Raw genomic sequence first — 16230 nt, 5'->3', positions numbered from 1 at the left:
CTTCTTTTAATTGGTAACAAGCATTATCAAATCTTACCAATATTTAAACTTACAAGGACATATGCATGCAAAATGATGAATTACATTTTTCTGAAAACATAGAGCTAGATGTTGATGTTTACATTGATGATAACTTCATCACCAAAGGTGTATTTATTATAAAGAGCAACGCTGTACCTTTTTTAAGCATTGATTTTCCAGGGATGCTTGAATTAAAAAGAACCAAGAGCTTTAAAGGTACCGAATCAGTGATAAGCTGCTCTCACAAAAATGATGTCTTTCTCCTGCACTCATGCAGCATACATTCCAACTGCATATACCCTAAATTCATCATTAAAAACAATGCTCATCACTCGTATTCCAAAATATACATATCCATACCAGGTCTATTTACTTTCTTTAATGGTCTAAATGGATTTCATGCAGAAAACGACTGTCTGAGCAAGAAAATAAAAAGTGAATTTCTTAATACAAAGTTCAAACATAATAAAGCAGAGTACGAACTAACTATCTCCCACAGTTTTTCTATCTCCCATAATGAAAATGACACCACAATATCTGAGGATTCAACAGTTTGCATTGAAAAAAATAATGGTACACTATCCCTTGAAGAAGCACAGAAACTATCAATACTGATGGTTAATTTTTTCTCACTAATCTTGGGTGCGGGCCTCTCCATTAAATACGTTTCACTAGGTAGTGAGAATAACATTTACTCTCCTTTTTATTTCCCATATCGATATTCAGACGCTAACAATATAACCTATCAAGCCAAGGCATTAATAACCCACCCATTAAACATAACCAATGAACAGTGGGCTTTAATTTTTAAAAATTATTTTTCAGATGAAAATTCATCTGAATTTCAAAATGTATGGGCTAGACTCGTTAGCATGCATTCTTACAATGGTTACTGGGAATATAAAATACTGGGACTCGCAAGCATTCTAGATGTTTACAGCCAACAACTAGTTGATAGCAGTGCAAAAGTTAGAATCCCTCCATCCAAAATGAAAGAGATAAAAAACGATCTAATTTCTTTACTGGATGAAAAAGCAAAACTTTTGGATCTGAATAACCCCACTAACAAGATAATATTAGACTCGCTCAGCAAGCATATAATAAACTTCAAAAACACCATCACGCCAAATTTTCAAGAGCGATATCAATACGCTTTAAAAACCATCGATAATGATTTATTGGAGATTATAAACTTCACAGAGCAGGACTTCATCACAATAAAAAAAATTAGAGATGCTGCTGCACATGGCATACCTATAGAGTTCACATCAGATAAAGGAAAGGACAACTCCCCCAGCAAGATAAATATATTGCTAAACAAATTAGCATTACTACTTACATGTTTAGCATTTAAAAAGTTAGGCATCACGGAAAAGCATTTTGCAAAAATGATATCAGCCTCACATAACAATATAAAAATGAATGCTCTTCTCGATGAGATGAAATTGGATATTTACATAGGAGAAGGCAAGGTGATCGATATTGATTACGATACCTTTTCAAAAATGAATAATGTATTCGCCTTTGACTTCCCAGTCTTAGAAAATAAAAAAACAAACAGTCTTAGTTTTTTCGATCCGAAGTTGATTGACATGATGGAATATTTTAGAACTTCAAGAGGCCGAACGTTCTCTACAGAGGGTTTTTGCAATTATATATATGAAAACTACCATTTGGATGGAATATTTTGCCTTGAAATTATCGGCAAACTCTATTGCAAGTATAAAGATAAAACGATAATTGCTTATAACTCACCTTGGATATCATTTAAAAAATAGACAACATCACAAAGAACATCATAGCAAATGGGTGTTTGTAATATTTCCAAACACCCACTTCAAGTAATAAAATTGTTAATTAAAGCTATTAATTACCAAATCTCGAATGAGTATTTCATCTTCAAAACTGAAACCAAGTAACGGACGTTCCGCGTACTGAACCTCCTTACCATGTGTGTTTGGTCTGTCTTTTAGTCCGTACTGGTGTATCTGCGCTATACGCTGCACTTTGCCGGTGAATTCGACCACCGCGCTGTTTTCGCGGCCAGTGGCTTTCATGTAGCGGCTTGTTCGGAGCTTCTGGAACATCGCCCGTTTAATCCGCCCGGTTTTAGCCCTGAGCGGCTGACGCTTTCGCGCCTGATACGGTGAGCCGTCCGGTGCTTTCTGCAGCTTGATACGTTGCTGTTGCGACTTGCGCAGCTCCTTTGCTATCTCTCCGGCAAGCTTACGGCGTGCAGCAGGTGACAGGGCAGCAATCAGACTATTGAGCCGGTCATCAAAGGGCTTAAATTCACTCATCCCATTTACTCGCCAGCTCTCCGTCAAGATAGAGCTCTTTTGGTGGGGTTACTGGCTCCGGCAGCGGAGGCTCAGGTGCATAGCTCACGTGCAGCGCGCCGTTTTCCTCCCTTATGATGGTGCGCTCGGTGAGCTGCAGGCTGATGCTGATATCGACGCTGTCCCCGTCGTTCAAATCCATCTGGAAACGGTAGCCCTTTTTGCGCCCGTCATCGAGCGTGCAGATATCCGGCTGGTTTTCCCTTAGCCATGCGGCCACAGGCACGAAAATCAGGTCAGGGTCGCCCACAAAGTCACACACGATCACATTCAGGGTATAAATTTTCTCGTGCGACAGCGAGGCCGCGAGACGCGCATCGATATTCCCCTCATCGGCAAAGATGCGCATCATTTCGGGATTTGTTTCAAGCTGCGGAACGGCTTTAATCAGAGCTTCGCGCAGGCTGCGTGCTTTCTTCATCGAGTTTATCCTGACAGTCTTTGACGGTTTCAACCTGCAGCGCGCAGGCGGCGAGCGCGTGCTCAAGCCTGCGAATATCGGCGCTCAGGTCGCCATTAGTGCCCGGGTCGCTTCCCGGCATCGGGCAATAGCTCACCTTCGGGCAGGCGCTGTAAACAATGACCGGCGGAGGCGCAACCAGCGCGGGTGTGCAGCCTGCGCACAACATCAGGCAACTTATCGGCATACCAGCGGCGTAGTGTTTCATTCTCATTAATCAGCCTCGTAATGGTTTGTTCACGTCGCACGGCCATTGCACCTGCGGCCAGCAGTTCGCCGCGTAAACTGACCTGTGCGGTTTCATTTCGCCTGGCAATTCCCTGCGAAACGGAAAGCTGATTTTTCAGCATGCCGATCGCGGTTTTTTGTTCCGTGGCGACCCTGTTCGCCCGTTCAAACGAGCGCGTCAGGTTGCCGTTTTCATGACGCTGCCAGAGCACAACCGCAATAAGCGCGGCCAGTAAAAACAACATCACTTTCATTGAATCCCCCTGAGGCAGTAAGCACGCTCGCGCGCGCGGCGGTTTTCCAGCCCTTTGTTAATTTCACCGTTCACGTAAACCCAGCGGGTGAGCTGGTCGCACGCCTGCGGCCATTGCTGGCGTTTGATAAACGAGACCAGCGTCGACCGGCAGGCCGCGCCGGTTCCCACGTTGAATGAGAAGCTGACCAGCGCGTCGTAAACCTGCGGCGGCATTTTCACCGGCGCGCATACGGCCAGACGTTTCTCGACGTTCAGCACATCCGCGACGAGATTCGCCGCCGCCTGCCGCTCGGTGATTTCCCCCTTTGGCACGACGCCTGCAGTGTGGCCGATGCCCGATGTCCACACTCCCGCGCTGCACTGGTAAGGCGTCAGGCGACAGCCTTCGAGGTCGGCAATCAGCGCCAGCCCCCCGGGCGAGGTGTTAAGCAGACGAAAGTCAGGCATCAGCGCTGCCAGCGCCAGCACGGCGGCCACACTGCATTTTTTAACGATTGATTTCACGAATAGCCCCTTTATCGAGTCCGAGCGATGTCAGATAGAGGTACGTCTTGCGCTTAAACCAGTAGTTCGTCAGCGCGGTAAAAATGGCGCATCCGCCGCCCACGTAAAGCGCCATCTTTTCGGGGGACATTGCCCCGACATACGCCAGCCCCACGGCCAGCCAGTAGGCAATAAACGTGGTGATTTTTTCCATACTCAGTCCCATAGATTCACCGTTTCTGTTCTGGCCGCGCTTTCGGTCTCGGGCAGCTCAACTGCCGTGCCGTGCGGCAGGATCACGCCGAGCTCAGACAGGCCGGGATTAGCCTCTAAGACGGTTTCGACCACGCCCTCAGTGCGCCCGTAGTACCTGGCGCAAATCGCGTCGAGGGTGTCGCCCTGCAGCGCATACGCTTTCATCAGATTTGCCCCACAATGCAGCGCGCTTTGTCCTGGATGCGCGCCACAGACCAGCGCATGTCCCGCCACATTTCATCGATGGTGCTGTCGATGCTGTCAGCCTTTTTGTCTCCTTTGGCGGTCGCATCCACGCCGCGAAAACGCTCATATAGCGTGGCCGTCGTCATCGAGCACACGGCGTTGAAGTAGTGGAAAACGCGCACGCTCTCGCCGTCGAGCTCGTCGGTCGGGACATCCGCCAGCGTGGCGTAACCGGCATCGAGCTGACTTTCGCGCCAGTCGCTCAGCTCCGCGTTTGTCTCCGCGATCGCGTTTTTAATCGCCCGGCGCAGGCGCACGGGGGAAACGGTCTGCTCTAAACGCATTTCCTCGCGCACGCGCTTCGGATCAACGTCAGGAAAAAACGGGGTGTTTTTGATTACCGGCTCGCTCACGCCCGGCGGCGGTATCACCACGCCCGGCACATCCTGCGGCTCTTTTTTTGGCTCAATAATCAGTGTCGTCATGACAACCTCGGGTAATGGGTGGGCGGTGGACGCCGGTCGCAGTCAGGGCAATTGATACCCGCATTGACCGGCGTGCCGCCCGGCTCGGGGAGCGCTCGTTTAACCTGCGGCTTTTGCCGCATTTGGTGGACGCCCGCGCCGTGCCGCCGGTTTGGCGGCAGGTTTGCGCGTGCGCGGTTGAGTCGTTTTGGTTTTCGGCGCCGGTTCGGGTTTTGGCCTGAGCTGGCGCGCTAACTGCTCGATATCCTTTTTCACCCCGATAGTGCTTTCTAACTGGATCGCACGCTGCAGGTGTGCCATCGCCTCCGGCAGTTGCTCCGCATCACGCAGCACGTAGCCGGTGATTTTGTGCAGCTTCGCACGCACGATATCGGGCATATCCGCGCGCTCGGTCAGCGCGATAGTGTCAAGCAGGTTCGCCAGATTGACCGGCTGTTTTGCCGTGAGCAGGCGCTGCGCGGCCAGTGCCACTTCTTCGGCCAGCAGGCACGGCGTCGGACGGCGACCGACCGGCATGGTCAGGCCGTAGGTCATCGCATAGCGGGCGATTTCCAGCGCCCCGGCGATATCGTCAGCATCGAGACGCCAGAGCATCACCGTCATGACGATGTCATCCTGCGCGCCTTTGCCGTTTGCGAGGACGCCAGCGACCCACGGCAGGTAGAACGGCAGCAGCTCGCGCTTTTTCGCAGCTTTGCGCTCTTTGGAGCTGATTTGTTTTAGCGTGCGGTTGTCTGCGGCCAGCTTAACGAGCATCTGCTCATAGGCAGTTGCATTACGCAGCGGGACAGCAGCCCGCTGCGCTGTTTCAGAGGCCGAGACCCGCATCATGTGACGCGCTGCGGGACTCGTCATGGTTTACTCTCCGCTTTCCGGTGCTGCAGGTGCGGTGAAGTCACCGAGCTTGATGTTTTCAATCAGGCAACCGGCGGCGTAAGCCTCAACCACGTAGTCAATATTCATTGACTCGTAGTTTTCTACGCGGTCTTTCTTCGGCTCTTCGATAATGGCGCGGCGGTGTGCGTCATCCATGAAGTAAATCGACAGGTTATCGAGACGCGTGACCATCAGCGCATCTGCCGGGAAGTAAGGCACGCGCACGGCTGGCAGGTTGCCGATTCGCTTCTGGCTGATGATGATGTCAGCGGCCAGCGACTCGGTGTTTTCCTGGTCTTTGTTGACGATCGGGAAATACTTATCAGCCATCAGCTTACGGCCGGTGATGACGACCAGCTCCGGGTCATCCTGATAAATCTCGTCAATCAGGTTACCGGTGGCATCCATGACCAGCGCGTCGAGGTTCGCATAGTCGCCGTTTTTACCCACGCGGATCACTTCAGAAATAACCGTACCGTCCTCGGCGGTGATTTTCGACATCACGCGCGCTGGTGCTTCATTGCGGTACTTCTGCAGCCAGCCCGTCGCCACGTCCTGCAGCATCGGATTCTTTTTACGGTCGGAGGTCGCCGCGCGCTCGATGCCGTTGAAACCGGCCATGATGAAATCGAGTGACTGGCGCTTGATAATCGCGTCACGGATACGGGTCTGGAAGTCCTGGAATCTCGCCCACAGGTCGAGCTGTTTGTAGCGGATATGGAAGTCAAAGTTAATCTGCGCGCACTCGTATTTATTCGACTCCAGCGCGGTAAAGTCAGCGGTCGTACGCTCATCATCACCGGCGGTGTCGGCGGTGCTGGCAATCGTACCGTTAACGCCTACCCCGACTTTTTCGCCTTTCAGCTCGTCGACCGGCACGATGTTGATTTTGGTCAGAAACGCAGATGACATCTGCAGGGTGGTCATCAGGGTTTGCGTGACCGACGGCTCGACGGTGAATTTTTTCGCCACGTCATCGGTGGAAACGCCGTTCAGCTCCGCGACGCGGGACAGGTAGGCATTAAATTTAAAGCGGGTATCTTTACGCATGGTGTTTCCTGTTCGGGTAAAAAGGTTGAGACCGGGCAACGCGCCCGGCGTGTTATCAGCAGTTGGTCAGCAGCTCGTCGCCCGTACCGCCTTTTGAAAGCTCGCGGCGCGGCTGGCGCTGGCTTTCGGTGCTGTCGAGAGAGCTTTTCAGGGAGGTGAACGCCTGCGCGTTTTCATCGACTTTGCTGTTCACGTCCTGCTTAAGCTGTGCAAAAGCGGTCTCCAGCTCGGTGACGCGCTGGTCGGTAGCGTTGAGATTGGTTTGCACCTGCTCGGTGACGGTGGTCACCGCCTCATGCACATCAGCGAGACGCGCGTCATCGCTGGCCTGCTTACGGCCAAAAATGGCTTTAACCTTATCGGTCAGGCTGTTGAGCCTGGTGTCGGGGACGTCCTCAAACTCCAGCTCAGCCAGTGAGGCCACAGAAAAAACGTCGTCCGGCTGGTCTTTTTTACCGGCGAGCGGGTTCTGCGCGGCGCGGCTGCAGAATTCGAGGTATTCGGTGCCGAGGCTTGCCGGGTCATCGGTGACGGCAAGCCCGATGAGGTAACACTTGCCGCTGTTGGCAAAGTTCGGGCGGATCTCCATGGAGGTGTAAACCTTCTGCCCGGCCTTAACCATGCTGACCAACTCGTCGAGCGGCTGGATTTTGCCGTACAGCGCTTTTTTGCCCTCGAGCGCAGAGCCATCGCTGATAATCTCCGCCTTAAGCTCGGTCACATCGCCATAGCGTTTAAACGGACTGTCGGGCATCAGCCCCCGGATATGTTCGAGGTTAATGCGGCAGCCGTAGACGCGCGGGTCGAACGTGTCGGCCATATCCTGAATATCATCGCCGCTGATGACGCGGCCATCGCAGGTGTCACCCTCGACGCCGATGCGAAACCATTTAGAGACTTTCTTTGCCATTGTTCAGGTGTCCTGATGTTGGGTTTTCGGGTCGGGTTTAGTTTCCCGACTCTGACCCGTATCAGCCACCGCTTACGATCTGATTAGATGTGACACAACAGGCACTTAGCGCTTATAACACCCCATTTCCTTAGCCTTGCCACGTAACACCAAAAACGAGGCAAGCATGACCATTTCAACTGACCTTTCACTGCTCAATGACCCGCGACGACAGGCGCGCCTGTTGTACTGGCAGGGGTTCGCCGTGCCGCAAATCTGCGACATGCTGCAGCTCAAGCGCCCGACCGTACAGAGCTGGAAACAGCGCGATGGATGGGAAGAAACCGCGCCGATTAACCGCGTGGAATCGACGCTGGAGGCGCGGCTTATCCAGCTCTACGCAAAGCCAGACCTGACCGCGCATGACTTCAAAGTCGCTGATTTTCTGTCGCGCCAGATGGAGCGGCTCGCGCGCGTTAACCGCTACGGCCAGACCGGAAACGAGGTGGATTTAAACCCTAATATCGCCAGCCGCAACAAAGGCGATCGCAAAAAGCCGAAACGTAATTATTTCAGCGAGGAGGCCATAGAGAAACTGGAAGAGATTTTCTTCGACCAGTCGTTTGAGTATCAGCTCCGATGGCATAAAGCAGGGTTAGAGCACCGCATCCGCCACATCCTGAAATCGCGCCAGATTGGCGCGACGTTCTACTTTGCCCGTGAGTCCCTCCTGCGCGCGCTTAAGACCGGGCAAAACCAGATATTTTTGTCGGCCAGTAAAACGCAGGCTTACGTTTTCCGTAAGTACATCATCGCCTTTGCCCGTCTGGTTGACGTCGACCTGTCAGGCGACCCGATCGTCATCGGCAACAATGGCGCTGAGCTGATTTTTCTCGGGACCAATTCCAACACCGCGCAGAGCCACAACGGCGACCTGTACGTCGATGAAATTTTCTGGATCCCCAATTTCCAGAAGCTGCGCAAAGTAGCCTCCGGTATGGCCTCGCAGTCACACCTCCGTACAACCTATTTTTCGACGCCGTCGACGCTGGCTCATGGCGCTTACCCGTTCTGGTCAGGCGAGCTGTTTAACCGTGGCCGCAGCAACCGCGACGAACGTGTCGACATTGATATCAGTCATCAGGCGCTTGCCGGTGGCGTGCTGTGCGGAGACGGCCAGTGGCGGCAGATTGTCACCATTGAGGACGCGCTCGCCGGTGGTTGCACCCTGTTTAACCTCGACCAGCTCAGGCAGGAAAACAGCGCGGATGACTTCCGTAACCTGTTTATGTGCGAGTTCGTCGACGATAAGGCGTCGGTATTCCCGTTCGAGGAGCTGCAGCGCTGCATGGTCGATGCGATGGAAGAATGGGAGGACTTCGAGCCGTTCGCCGACCGTCCGTTTAACTGGCGCCCGGTCTGGATTGGCTATGACCCGTCACACACCGGCGACAGCGCCGGGTGCGCGGTACTGGCTCCGCCGCTCATTGCCGGTGGCAAGTTCCGCATCCTTGAGCGTCATCAGTGGAAAGGCATGGACTTTGCCGCACAGGCCGAGGCCATCCGGGCGCTGACCGAGAAGTACACCGTCGACTATATCGGCATCGATGCGACCGGCATCGGCCAGGGTGTTTACCAGCTCGTGCGCTCATTCTTCCCGGCGGCGCGCGCTATCCGCTACACGCCGGAAATGAAAACCGCAATGGTGCTGAAAGCGAAAGACACCATCAGGCGCGGGTGTCTGGAATACGACGCCGGTGCGACCGACATCACGCAGTCATTTATGGCTATCCGCAAAACCATGACCAGCAGTGGCCGCAGCGCCACTTATGAAGCCAGCCGCAGCGAGGAATCCAGCCACGCGGATGTCGCGTGGGCGACCATGCATGCGTTGGTAAACGAGCCGCTATCAGCCGGTAGCGGTATGCAATCAACTACAATTCTGGATATTAACTACTGATGAAAAAAAGCCAAAAGAAACAGCCAAAACAAACCAGCATGACTGTCAGCGCGCCGCAGAAAATGGAGGCCTTCACTTTTGGTGAGCCGTCGCCCGTTCTGGATCGCCGCGACATCCTCGACTATGTCGAATGCATCAATAACGGCAAATGGTACGAGCCGCCGGTCAACTTCTCGGGACTGGCAAAAAGCCTGCGCGCAGCCGTACACCACAGCTCCCCGATTTACGTCAAGCGCAACATTCTGACCAGCACCTTTATTCCGCACCCGTTGCTGTCTCGTCAGGACTTCAGCCGCCTTGTGCTCGATTATCTGGTGTTTGCTAACGGCTACCTTGAAAAGCGAATGAGCGTTACCGGCCAGCTCTTTAAACTGGAAACTTCCCCGGCCAAATACACCCGCCGGGGAGTAGAGGAGGGGGTTTACTGGTACGTGTCGGACTACACACACCCGCACCAGTTCGCCCCCGGTTCGGTGTGCCATCTGCTTGAGCCGGATATCAATCAGGAGCTCTACGGGATGCCGGAATACCTGAGCGCGCTCAATTCCGCCTGGCTGAATGAATCCGCTACGCTGTATCGTCGAAAGTATTACCAGAACGGCGCACACGCGGGCTACATCATGTATGTGACCGATGCGGCTCAAAACAGCACCGACATTGAAGCAATTAGAAAAGCCATGGCTAACTCGAAGGGTATGGGGAATTTTAAAAATATTTTCCTCCATGCTCCTAACGGTAAACCGGACGGGATCAAGATTATTCCGCTGAGTGAAGTCGCCACGAAGGATGATTTTTTTAACATCAAGAAGGTGAGCGCCGCTGACCTGCTCGATGCGCACCGCGTGCCGTTCCAGCTCATGGGCGGCAAGCCTGAAAATATCGGCTCGATGGGTGATATCGAGAAGGTGGCGCGGGTGTTTGTACGTAACGAGCTGACGCCGCTGCAGGAGCGGTTTAAAGAGATAAACGACTGGTTAGGAATGGAGGTGATCCGCTTTAAGGATTACAGCATCGATACCGAGTAACCCCGCCCAAAATGCCGCCTACGGGCGGTACACCCTCAGACCTCACCAGACGCCGCACACGCCACGCAATCCCGTCACCGCCCACGATTAAACCTCACCTCACAGCGCGCCGCCACGACGCGCACAGACGCGCAAAATAAATCCTGTCTCCACGCCTGGCGCGCAGTGCTATCCCCGCCTCGCCTGCCCGCTTAACGGGTCGCTTTAAATGCAGGTGCATCAGGAGCCCCGAGCCGCGCCAGCGCTGGCGCTGGCTCGCAAATACTGGAATCAAAAACGAATGCAAACTCATGCACCTGATGCATGCGCCGCTAAAAAAGTGAATAATTCGGGTCAAACTCCTCGCTTTTTGCCTCTACTTTTTTCATTGAGGCCAGAAAGTCCATACCATCATTTAGCGATACCGGTCGCTCGTACTCAATCATAAAAATGCCATCATAAGTGCGCCCCAGCCAGTACCCGCCGCCGCAATCTTTAGGCCGCTGGAAGAAAACCCACCCTCCGGGGCGGTAATACTCTAAGGTCTTACCCCGATAGACCACCTGAAAATCTAAGTCATGACCCGCCATAACCCCTCCAGAAATGCTAACGCCTCGCCGGGCTCGTTGTTCAACGCCACCGGCACTGAAAGCAAGTTTCAGCATCGGCGGAGTTTGTTAATGCAGCCAGCTATCGTCCTCCCATACCTGCTGCATGATTTCCATTACTCGCTTTTTATCTTCGTCCAGTTTCAAACCGCTTAGCTCAACACCATTTGCAGAACCTTTGCGAATGCGGATCGCAGTCTTTGGGTAAATAGGTTGAAGATTGCGGTACAACTCAGCCTCAAGTGCATCCAACGTCGTTTGGCTAATTTTTTGCTCTTTATCCAGCGTGATATTGATTCTCATAAACTATTCAGCCTTATAAAAAATATCATCTTCGGTTTCGTTATTTTCGCTGTTTGCAAGATCCGCAATGAGAGTGAGCGCGAGCTTTAAGTCTGTTGGTTTGCAGTTTGCAATCAGAGATACCTCGGCAATAAATTGCACGCATGCCCACTTTTGCTGAGTTCGGCTGAAATGTTCGCCAACCATGAAATCCCTCCCATAGAGTTTTTACTGTATGTTTGTACAGTATCACGTATTAGCAAAAGATGGGAAGAGAAAAAAAACGTGTGAATGTTGTATGTGCATGATATGGATGAATATTAAGTGCCATTGTTTGTTACTGCTCCCGCTAAAGCCGCAACGCGTCTTAGTATTCGCTTGGCTTGAGCCTGATGCGATGGCGCTGCGGAAAATACTTCTCCCTTAGCCGTTCCGCGCAACCATTTACCGTTAAAGCAACTCTTACCACCTGCCATAAGGTGCAGGGCTTCGCCCCGGCTGATGGTGATGCCGGTTGTGAGCTGTACCTCGTCGATAGTTTTCGACAAAGCTGCTTTTTGTTCGTCCGTTCCATGGATGAATTTTCGTCGTGTTGATGGTTTTTGCTTCCTCAGTCGGTTCGCCAGCTCTCGTCTTTCACGACGACTCAGCGGTTTTGTTAAATCCAATATCGGTGGATCGCTTTCGCTTCCCGTACAGTTATTGACAGAACTCCGAGGGACGGCGAAGCCGTCCTGAAGGTCAACGGCCAAATCAACGACACGCTTAGGAACAATTTTCCACTGCGTAAGCCGGGTTAAAATCGGAGTGCCTGCGCCAATGGCGGAATCGTACACACCTTTGATACAGACAATTTCCTCACAATATTGATTGAGCTCTGTTCGCGGCTCGTAAAGAATACGCACCTGTAATTCGTCCCGACGGACGAAAGGTCCGCCCTGAGCGTTAACATAGTCAGTCCAGCGGCCAAAATGAGCAGCATCATGTACTTCGGCGAATTCAACACTAAGCGCTCTTGCTGTTTCTGGGTCAGCCATTTTTCGAAGCTCCCTATATACCGTCACAGGAGCACCGCCGATAAACTGAAACTGACGTATGTGCCAGCGAGCCGCCCATGCTGAAACAGCGGGCGCCGTCTCTTTCAGTAGTTCACCGCTTTCGTCGTCGGTTTCACCATCGAGAGCATAGCCGTCAATGTTTTTAGAAATGTATTTAGCAACATAACCCGTGGCACTGCCTTTCTCCGGGTCGATAGCTTCGGCATGAAAGCGGGCTTTTTTAGCCTTATCACTTTTAAGTTCGTTGAGGTCTTCCTCCCATGCATAATTTCGGATGATTAATCGCACGCGCTCAACGTCTTCCGGCAACATGAACATCAGCATGTGCCAGTGTGGGGTTCCGTCGTGATGAGGCTCGGCAACACGTATCCCGAAAATACGAATTTCTTCGCGGTGCAGTTTTGCACGGATGCGCGCCCAAAGACCGGTGAGATAACTTTGTGTGTCCGACGGGCTGGCTCCGTTCCATTTGCTGTTACGGTAGCCTGCTTTAGTTGTGGCGTGATATTTAGACGGCGCGGTCAGGGTGTAAAACTCCCCGACATAACCGAGCTCATTACAAATATTTTCAAACCCACGGATGCGGGTCATCAGCTCGCAGCGACGTATCTCAGGGTTAGCGACAGACCCGTCGTATTTTTCGATAAGGCTAATGCGGTTGCCGTCCTCGTCTTCGAGATCCAGCCCCTTGAGAAATTCACGCGTGCGGCGCTTCTGCTCACGCCAGTCGGTCACGCAGTTTTTACTCGCATAGGCGTGTCGTTTCTTGCTGACGTTGCCGACTGCAATTTGCAGATGCTCCCGCCATGACGCAGCAATGCGTCGCAGACGGCCACGCCACCAAGCCTCATTAAACATGCGCATTACTGCCGGTGCTATCTCATCCTGACCGACATACTTTTTTGTCACGCGCTCCCAATGCGGCGGGGTAACGTTAAATTGCAGTGAAATAAAACCGGCGCGCATATACCAGGTATACAGCGTTTTAAGCTCGCTAAACTCAGCGTCATCATTGTCAGCCAGTTCAGCGCGAATGAAATTAGCGATATCAGCGGCCAGCAGGTCAATATCGGCACGCGACATATCAGGGAGGCGGTTATATCTGGCAACCATATTTACCATACGTGACGCCAGATATTGCATGAGTTCAGTATCGAAATGACCACCGAAAACAGCGGCTGACACTTTGCTGTCGATGCCCGTGCACTCGTATTTTTTTGCGACCAGTTCCAGACGCGGCAATGCCTTTTTGCAGAAGCTGATTAAAAAAGCATTGGCTCGTTGACTGCCCTGATTTTGTTCCAACACCGCAGCGGTGCGGTATACATCAAAACGCACGCACTCAGGCTGCAGAGAAAGCACCTTTCTCGCATGCAGCAAAGCCGCGAACATACGATCGCGGCGATGCTGTTGGTCATAAGTAAGATACGGGCTGGCTATTGCCGACCGTGGGGCATTCCACGGATAAGCATAAGCAACCGTAGTGTTATGCATCAGCGGCATGGCAATAATGAGCACCGTCTGGTCTGCTTGATACTGTCCCGCAACGAGGGCAAGGCTCAGGGGGCAAAATTGACTCCCGGCATAAATCCCAAATTCCTTTCGCGTTAAAGCCTCCGTCACACATATTGCTCATCGCGTCCAGTACGTGAGGCGGGATGTAGTCCGGCGCGGTCAGCGCTGCCAGTGCGATTTCCAATACGCGCTTATTCATCAGTGCTTCATTGCGGAGGTTATCGTTAACCTGTGAATGTGGCTTAATCCGCGCCAGCCTTTGGGTGATGTGCGCTATTAACTGCTCTTTGGTTAAACGGCTTTCCTCGGTCAAATTTTTGATTGTCATATCGCCCCCATGTAGTGCTTCGATTTAAGTTCGGCGATTTGCTGACAGGTCACGCATAAAGCCACGCCCGGAATCGCAATGCGGCGCGCTTCCGGGATTGGTGCTTCACATTCTTCGCATATGAAACGAGAGGGCGCAGCGATACGGCTGCGCGCGTTGCTGATGTGACGCTCGCGGTCTTCCTGCTCACGCTGTTGTGCTAAATCCATTGCGTCGGCCATTAGTGCAGCTCCTGTGATTCATTCTCAAAGCGGGTTGCTTCACGGCGCAGCAGTTCGGCGGCTTCGGTGCCGCTCATACCCTCTTTGGTAATATGGATAGCCAGCGCCTCAAGACGCATGGAAACGGCCAGAGCTCGGTCTTTACGCTCTTCTTTTTTGGCATCGGTCAGCAGTACGGCCAGTGCATCGCTATCGGTGTGAAAGCTGCGGGTTTCGGTATTACGCATAATTGACTCTCCTGATTTCGGGCAATAAGAAGCCCGGCGGGTTTACGCCATTAACTTTCTGTTTGGATTAATTCGGCATGGTTAGCCGTTTTGGAAATAAGCTCACTACTGCACGAAAATGATTCATCGCTGTAATCAATGCCTTTTTCTCGTCAGTAGTCAGCTCACTTAATTCGAGCTCATGACGAGCCGCCGGTATTTTTGCCAGAAAGAAAATAGCGGCCAGCGCCCGAGTATTTTCTTCAAATTGTGGATCGCGTTTATCGCGCATATCATCGACAAAACGCTCAACCTCTTTCCAGCTATCACCCCAATATCTCGCACGTAATTCAGCTACGTGGTTGAGACCAGCCAGACGCGCGCCTGCCTTTAGCGGAACATTCGCGGAAACAGCTTCGATAGCCATGATTCCCCCTGTTTTTTGGTGGTCAGGCCAGCCAGTAAATCAGCCTGTGAGCGGCTCGGGTGCCAGCGCTTGCCGTCTTTACCAATAATCCAGCCGTGGCCGCAGTGCATGCCGGGGCTTTGCTTAACGAGCAAAGACGCGAATGACGGTTCATTTTTCAGCATGAGCACCTCAAATCAGACCGAATGACGCGCCAATACCGCTCATGGTATCGACAACACTCGTCATTGCTGGATTGGTCTGCAAACGTGCATGCAGCGCCAGTGCCGACAAAGACAACATGCGAATACCGGAGTTAACGCTTTCAATCATGGTGTGCTTACGGGCAGAGGTCAGACGCTCATCAGAGACCGCGCCGCTCGCCAGTTCGCCGAGTTCCCGCATAGCACGCATGACGTAAGACTGTAATTTGTCTTTTGCCAGCTCGTTGACCGGTACACATGGCAGGCAATGAATCTGAGCCAAAAAACCATCAACTAAGGCTGAGTCTTCGGTCAGGTCTGTCAGCAGCCATAACTCAGGTGGGGTGAGCTGGTGAGGCTGTTCCGGGTTGAGCTTGTTACGTAACGTCTGAACATTCATTCCCGCACGTTCGGCAAGCTTCGTCATGTTGTGACGTTGAGCGAAAGCACGACACGCATCGTCATAATGGGGATGTTTGGAAATCTGAAAATCAAACATGGTTAAGTTCCCTCTAACTTGCATAATCAAATTCAGTTAAGAGCGGTGCGCTGGTCGATGTAGCGACAATCAATCGCTTGTTGAGTCAGTTTGTCGCGCCATGCTTTTACGTTTACGAGGGTGCGGCTTCGTTTACCGGCTTCCTCTTTGTTGGAAAAGTCTTTGGTCGGAGCTTTAAGAAGAATGCCCTCATCAAGCCATTGCCAGACCAGACGCTCGCTAACGCCGCGAGTGGCGGCAAAGTCTTTCACTGTCATGGTGTCGGACATTGCAGAGCGAATCATTGTCTGCAGGGCTGGCAGCATTGCTGTAACGATGGCGTCAAACTGAGTCGGGTCTAACAGCACAGTTTGATTTTGTGAGTTTTGCGAGTCGTGCATCGAGATTGATTTTGCATCTGACATATCGCATT

Annotated in this window: 25 protein-coding genes; 3 read left to right on the top strand and 22 right to left on the bottom strand. The window is 52.2% G+C overall.

Translation table 11 applies throughout. The features are described 5' to 3' along the window. Positions 1 to 65 precede the first annotated feature (65 nt). Entirely contained in the window at positions 66 to 1799 is a 1734-nt protein-coding gene (locus F0319_RS17290; protein WP_149367436.1) for a HEPN domain-containing protein, read from the top strand. 75 nt (positions 1800 to 1874) lie between these two features. Here the strand turns inward: F0319_RS17290 and F0319_RS17285 are convergent, their stop codons facing one another. The 11 genes from F0319_RS17285 to F0319_RS17235 all read right to left on the bottom strand — a co-directional run bounded on the left by F0319_RS17285 (position 1875) and on the right by F0319_RS17235 (position 7549). Then, positions 1875 to 2321, bottom strand: a complete 447-nt coding sequence (locus tag F0319_RS17285) for a phage virion morphogenesis protein (protein ID WP_149367435.1) — start codon at positions 2319 to 2321, stop codon at positions 1875 to 1877. Continuing rightward, positions 2314 to 2781 carry a phage tail protein gene (locus tag F0319_RS17280; RefSeq protein WP_126328742.1) on the bottom strand — a complete coding sequence of 156 codons (468 nt, stop codon included), beginning with the start codon at positions 2779 to 2781 and terminating at the stop codon, positions 2314 to 2316. Before F0319_RS17280 ends, F0319_RS17285 begins: the two co-directional genes overlap by 8 nt. Then, positions 2744 to 2989, bottom strand: coding sequence for an Rz1-like lysis system protein LysC (gene lysC / locus F0319_RS22400; protein ID WP_240168108.1), 246 nt, complete (start codon positions 2987 to 2989; stop codon positions 2744 to 2746). The genes F0319_RS17280 and lysC overlap by 38 nt, the downstream gene beginning before the upstream one ends. Continuing rightward, a complete protein-coding gene (lysB, locus tag F0319_RS17270; RefSeq protein WP_149367433.1) occupies positions 2877 to 3302 on the bottom strand; it encodes an Rz-like lysis system protein LysB in 426 nt (141 codons plus the stop codon). Before lysB ends, lysC begins: the two co-directional genes overlap by 113 nt. Beyond that, positions 3299 to 3808: a lysozyme gene (locus F0319_RS17265; protein ID WP_047634706.1), complete on the bottom strand. Its 510-nt coding sequence runs from the start codon at positions 3806 to 3808 to the stop codon at positions 3299 to 3301. The genes lysB and F0319_RS17265 overlap by 4 nt, the downstream gene beginning before the upstream one ends. Next, positions 3792 to 4013, bottom strand: coding sequence for a hypothetical protein (locus F0319_RS17260; protein WP_001354073.1), 222 nt, complete (start codon positions 4011 to 4013; stop codon positions 3792 to 3794). The genes F0319_RS17265 and F0319_RS17260 overlap by 17 nt, the downstream gene beginning before the upstream one ends. Then, entirely contained in the window at positions 4004 to 4207 is a 204-nt protein-coding gene (locus F0319_RS17255; protein WP_023333101.1) for a tail protein X, read from the bottom strand. Before F0319_RS17255 ends, F0319_RS17260 begins: the two co-directional genes overlap by 10 nt. Next, the gene (locus F0319_RS17250) at positions 4207 to 4713 is read right to left on the bottom strand and encodes a head completion/stabilization protein (RefSeq protein ID WP_149367432.1); all 507 of its coding nucleotides are present in this window, start codon (positions 4711 to 4713) and stop codon (positions 4207 to 4209) included. Before F0319_RS17250 ends, F0319_RS17255 begins: the two co-directional genes overlap by 1 nt. A 99-nt stretch (positions 4714 to 4812) precedes the next feature. After that, positions 4813 to 5568, bottom strand: a complete 756-nt coding sequence (locus F0319_RS17245) for a phage terminase small subunit (protein ID WP_149367431.1) — start codon at positions 5566 to 5568, stop codon at positions 4813 to 4815. 3 nt (positions 5569 to 5571) lie between these two features. Then, entirely contained in the window at positions 5572 to 6639 is a 1068-nt protein-coding gene (locus tag F0319_RS17240) for a phage major capsid protein, P2 family (RefSeq protein ID WP_149367430.1), read from the bottom strand. 55 nt (positions 6640 to 6694) lie between these two features. Continuing rightward, entirely contained in the window at positions 6695 to 7549 is an 855-nt protein-coding gene (locus F0319_RS17235; RefSeq protein WP_149367429.1) for a GPO family capsid scaffolding protein, read from the bottom strand. A gap of 166 nt (positions 7550 to 7715) precedes the next feature. Here F0319_RS17235 and F0319_RS17230 point away from each other — a divergent pair, with 166 nt between their 5' ends. Both F0319_RS17230 and F0319_RS17225 read left to right on the top strand, forming a co-directional pair. After that, positions 7716 to 9488, top strand: a complete 1773-nt coding sequence (locus tag F0319_RS17230) for a terminase ATPase subunit family protein (RefSeq protein WP_149367428.1) — start codon at positions 7716 to 7718, stop codon at positions 9486 to 9488. After that, the gene (locus F0319_RS17225) at positions 9488 to 10513 is read left to right on the top strand and encodes a phage portal protein (protein WP_149367427.1); all 1026 of its coding nucleotides are present in this window, start codon (positions 9488 to 9490) and stop codon (positions 10511 to 10513) included. The genes F0319_RS17230 and F0319_RS17225 overlap by 1 nt, the downstream gene beginning before the upstream one ends. Before the next feature lie 311 nt (positions 10514 to 10824). Here the strand turns inward: F0319_RS17225 and F0319_RS17215 are convergent, their stop codons facing one another. The 11 genes from F0319_RS17215 to F0319_RS17165 all read right to left on the bottom strand — a co-directional run bounded on the left by F0319_RS17215 (position 10825) and on the right by F0319_RS17165 (position 16222). Beyond that, positions 10825 to 11082, bottom strand: a complete 258-nt coding sequence (locus F0319_RS17215; protein WP_149367426.1) for a hypothetical protein — start codon at positions 11080 to 11082, stop codon at positions 10825 to 10827. A gap of 87 nt (positions 11083 to 11169) precedes the next feature. Further along, a complete protein-coding gene (locus tag F0319_RS17210; protein ID WP_023278476.1) occupies positions 11170 to 11403 on the bottom strand; it encodes a DinI family protein in 234 nt (77 codons plus the stop codon). 3 nt (positions 11404 to 11406) lie between these two features. Continuing rightward, positions 11407 to 11589: a hypothetical protein gene (locus F0319_RS17205; RefSeq protein WP_023209082.1), complete on the bottom strand. Its 183-nt coding sequence runs from the start codon at positions 11587 to 11589 to the stop codon at positions 11407 to 11409. Positions 11590 to 11702: 113 nt separating this feature from the next. Further along, a complete protein-coding gene (locus F0319_RS17200; RefSeq protein ID WP_149367459.1) occupies positions 11703 to 13934 on the bottom strand; it encodes a replication endonuclease in 2232 nt (743 codons plus the stop codon). Further along, positions 13927 to 14283 (bottom strand): hypothetical protein, encoded by a 357-nt coding sequence (locus F0319_RS17195; protein WP_149367425.1) that lies wholly within the window; start codon positions 14281 to 14283, stop codon positions 13927 to 13929. Before F0319_RS17195 ends, F0319_RS17200 begins: the two co-directional genes overlap by 8 nt. Beyond that, entirely contained in the window at positions 14280 to 14504 is a 225-nt protein-coding gene (locus F0319_RS17190) for a TraR/DksA family transcriptional regulator (RefSeq protein ID WP_038421064.1), read from the bottom strand. The genes F0319_RS17195 and F0319_RS17190 overlap by 4 nt, the downstream gene beginning before the upstream one ends. After that, entirely contained in the window at positions 14504 to 14731 is a 228-nt protein-coding gene (locus tag F0319_RS17185) for a DUF2732 domain-containing protein (protein ID WP_088544919.1), read from the bottom strand. Before F0319_RS17185 ends, F0319_RS17190 begins: the two co-directional genes overlap by 1 nt. 67 nt (positions 14732 to 14798) lie before the next feature. Further along, the gene (locus F0319_RS17180) at positions 14799 to 15137 is read right to left on the bottom strand and encodes a DUF5347 domain-containing protein (protein WP_038421066.1); all 339 of its coding nucleotides are present in this window, start codon (positions 15135 to 15137) and stop codon (positions 14799 to 14801) included. Beyond that, a complete protein-coding gene (locus tag F0319_RS17175; RefSeq protein WP_023338694.1) occupies positions 15101 to 15301 on the bottom strand; it encodes a phage filamentation protein Fil family protein in 201 nt (66 codons plus the stop codon). The genes F0319_RS17180 and F0319_RS17175 overlap by 37 nt, the downstream gene beginning before the upstream one ends. 7 nt (positions 15302 to 15308) lie before the next feature. Beyond that, a complete protein-coding gene (locus tag F0319_RS17170; protein ID WP_038421067.1) occupies positions 15309 to 15818 on the bottom strand; it encodes a phage regulatory CII family protein in 510 nt (169 codons plus the stop codon). Positions 15819 to 15850: 32 nt separating this feature from the next. Further along, positions 15851 to 16222 (bottom strand): hypothetical protein, encoded by a 372-nt coding sequence (locus F0319_RS17165; protein ID WP_008502484.1) that lies wholly within the window; start codon positions 16220 to 16222, stop codon positions 15851 to 15853. Positions 16223 to 16230 lie beyond the last annotated feature (8 nt).

This window comes from Enterobacter vonholyi, from assembly GCF_008364555.1.
In the GTDB taxonomy this organism is placed as follows: Bacteria; Pseudomonadota; Gammaproteobacteria; order Enterobacterales; family Enterobacteriaceae; genus Enterobacter; species Enterobacter vonholyi.
Note: the sequence above shows the minus strand (reverse complement) of the source record. Positions and strands in the feature narration are given on the sequence as shown.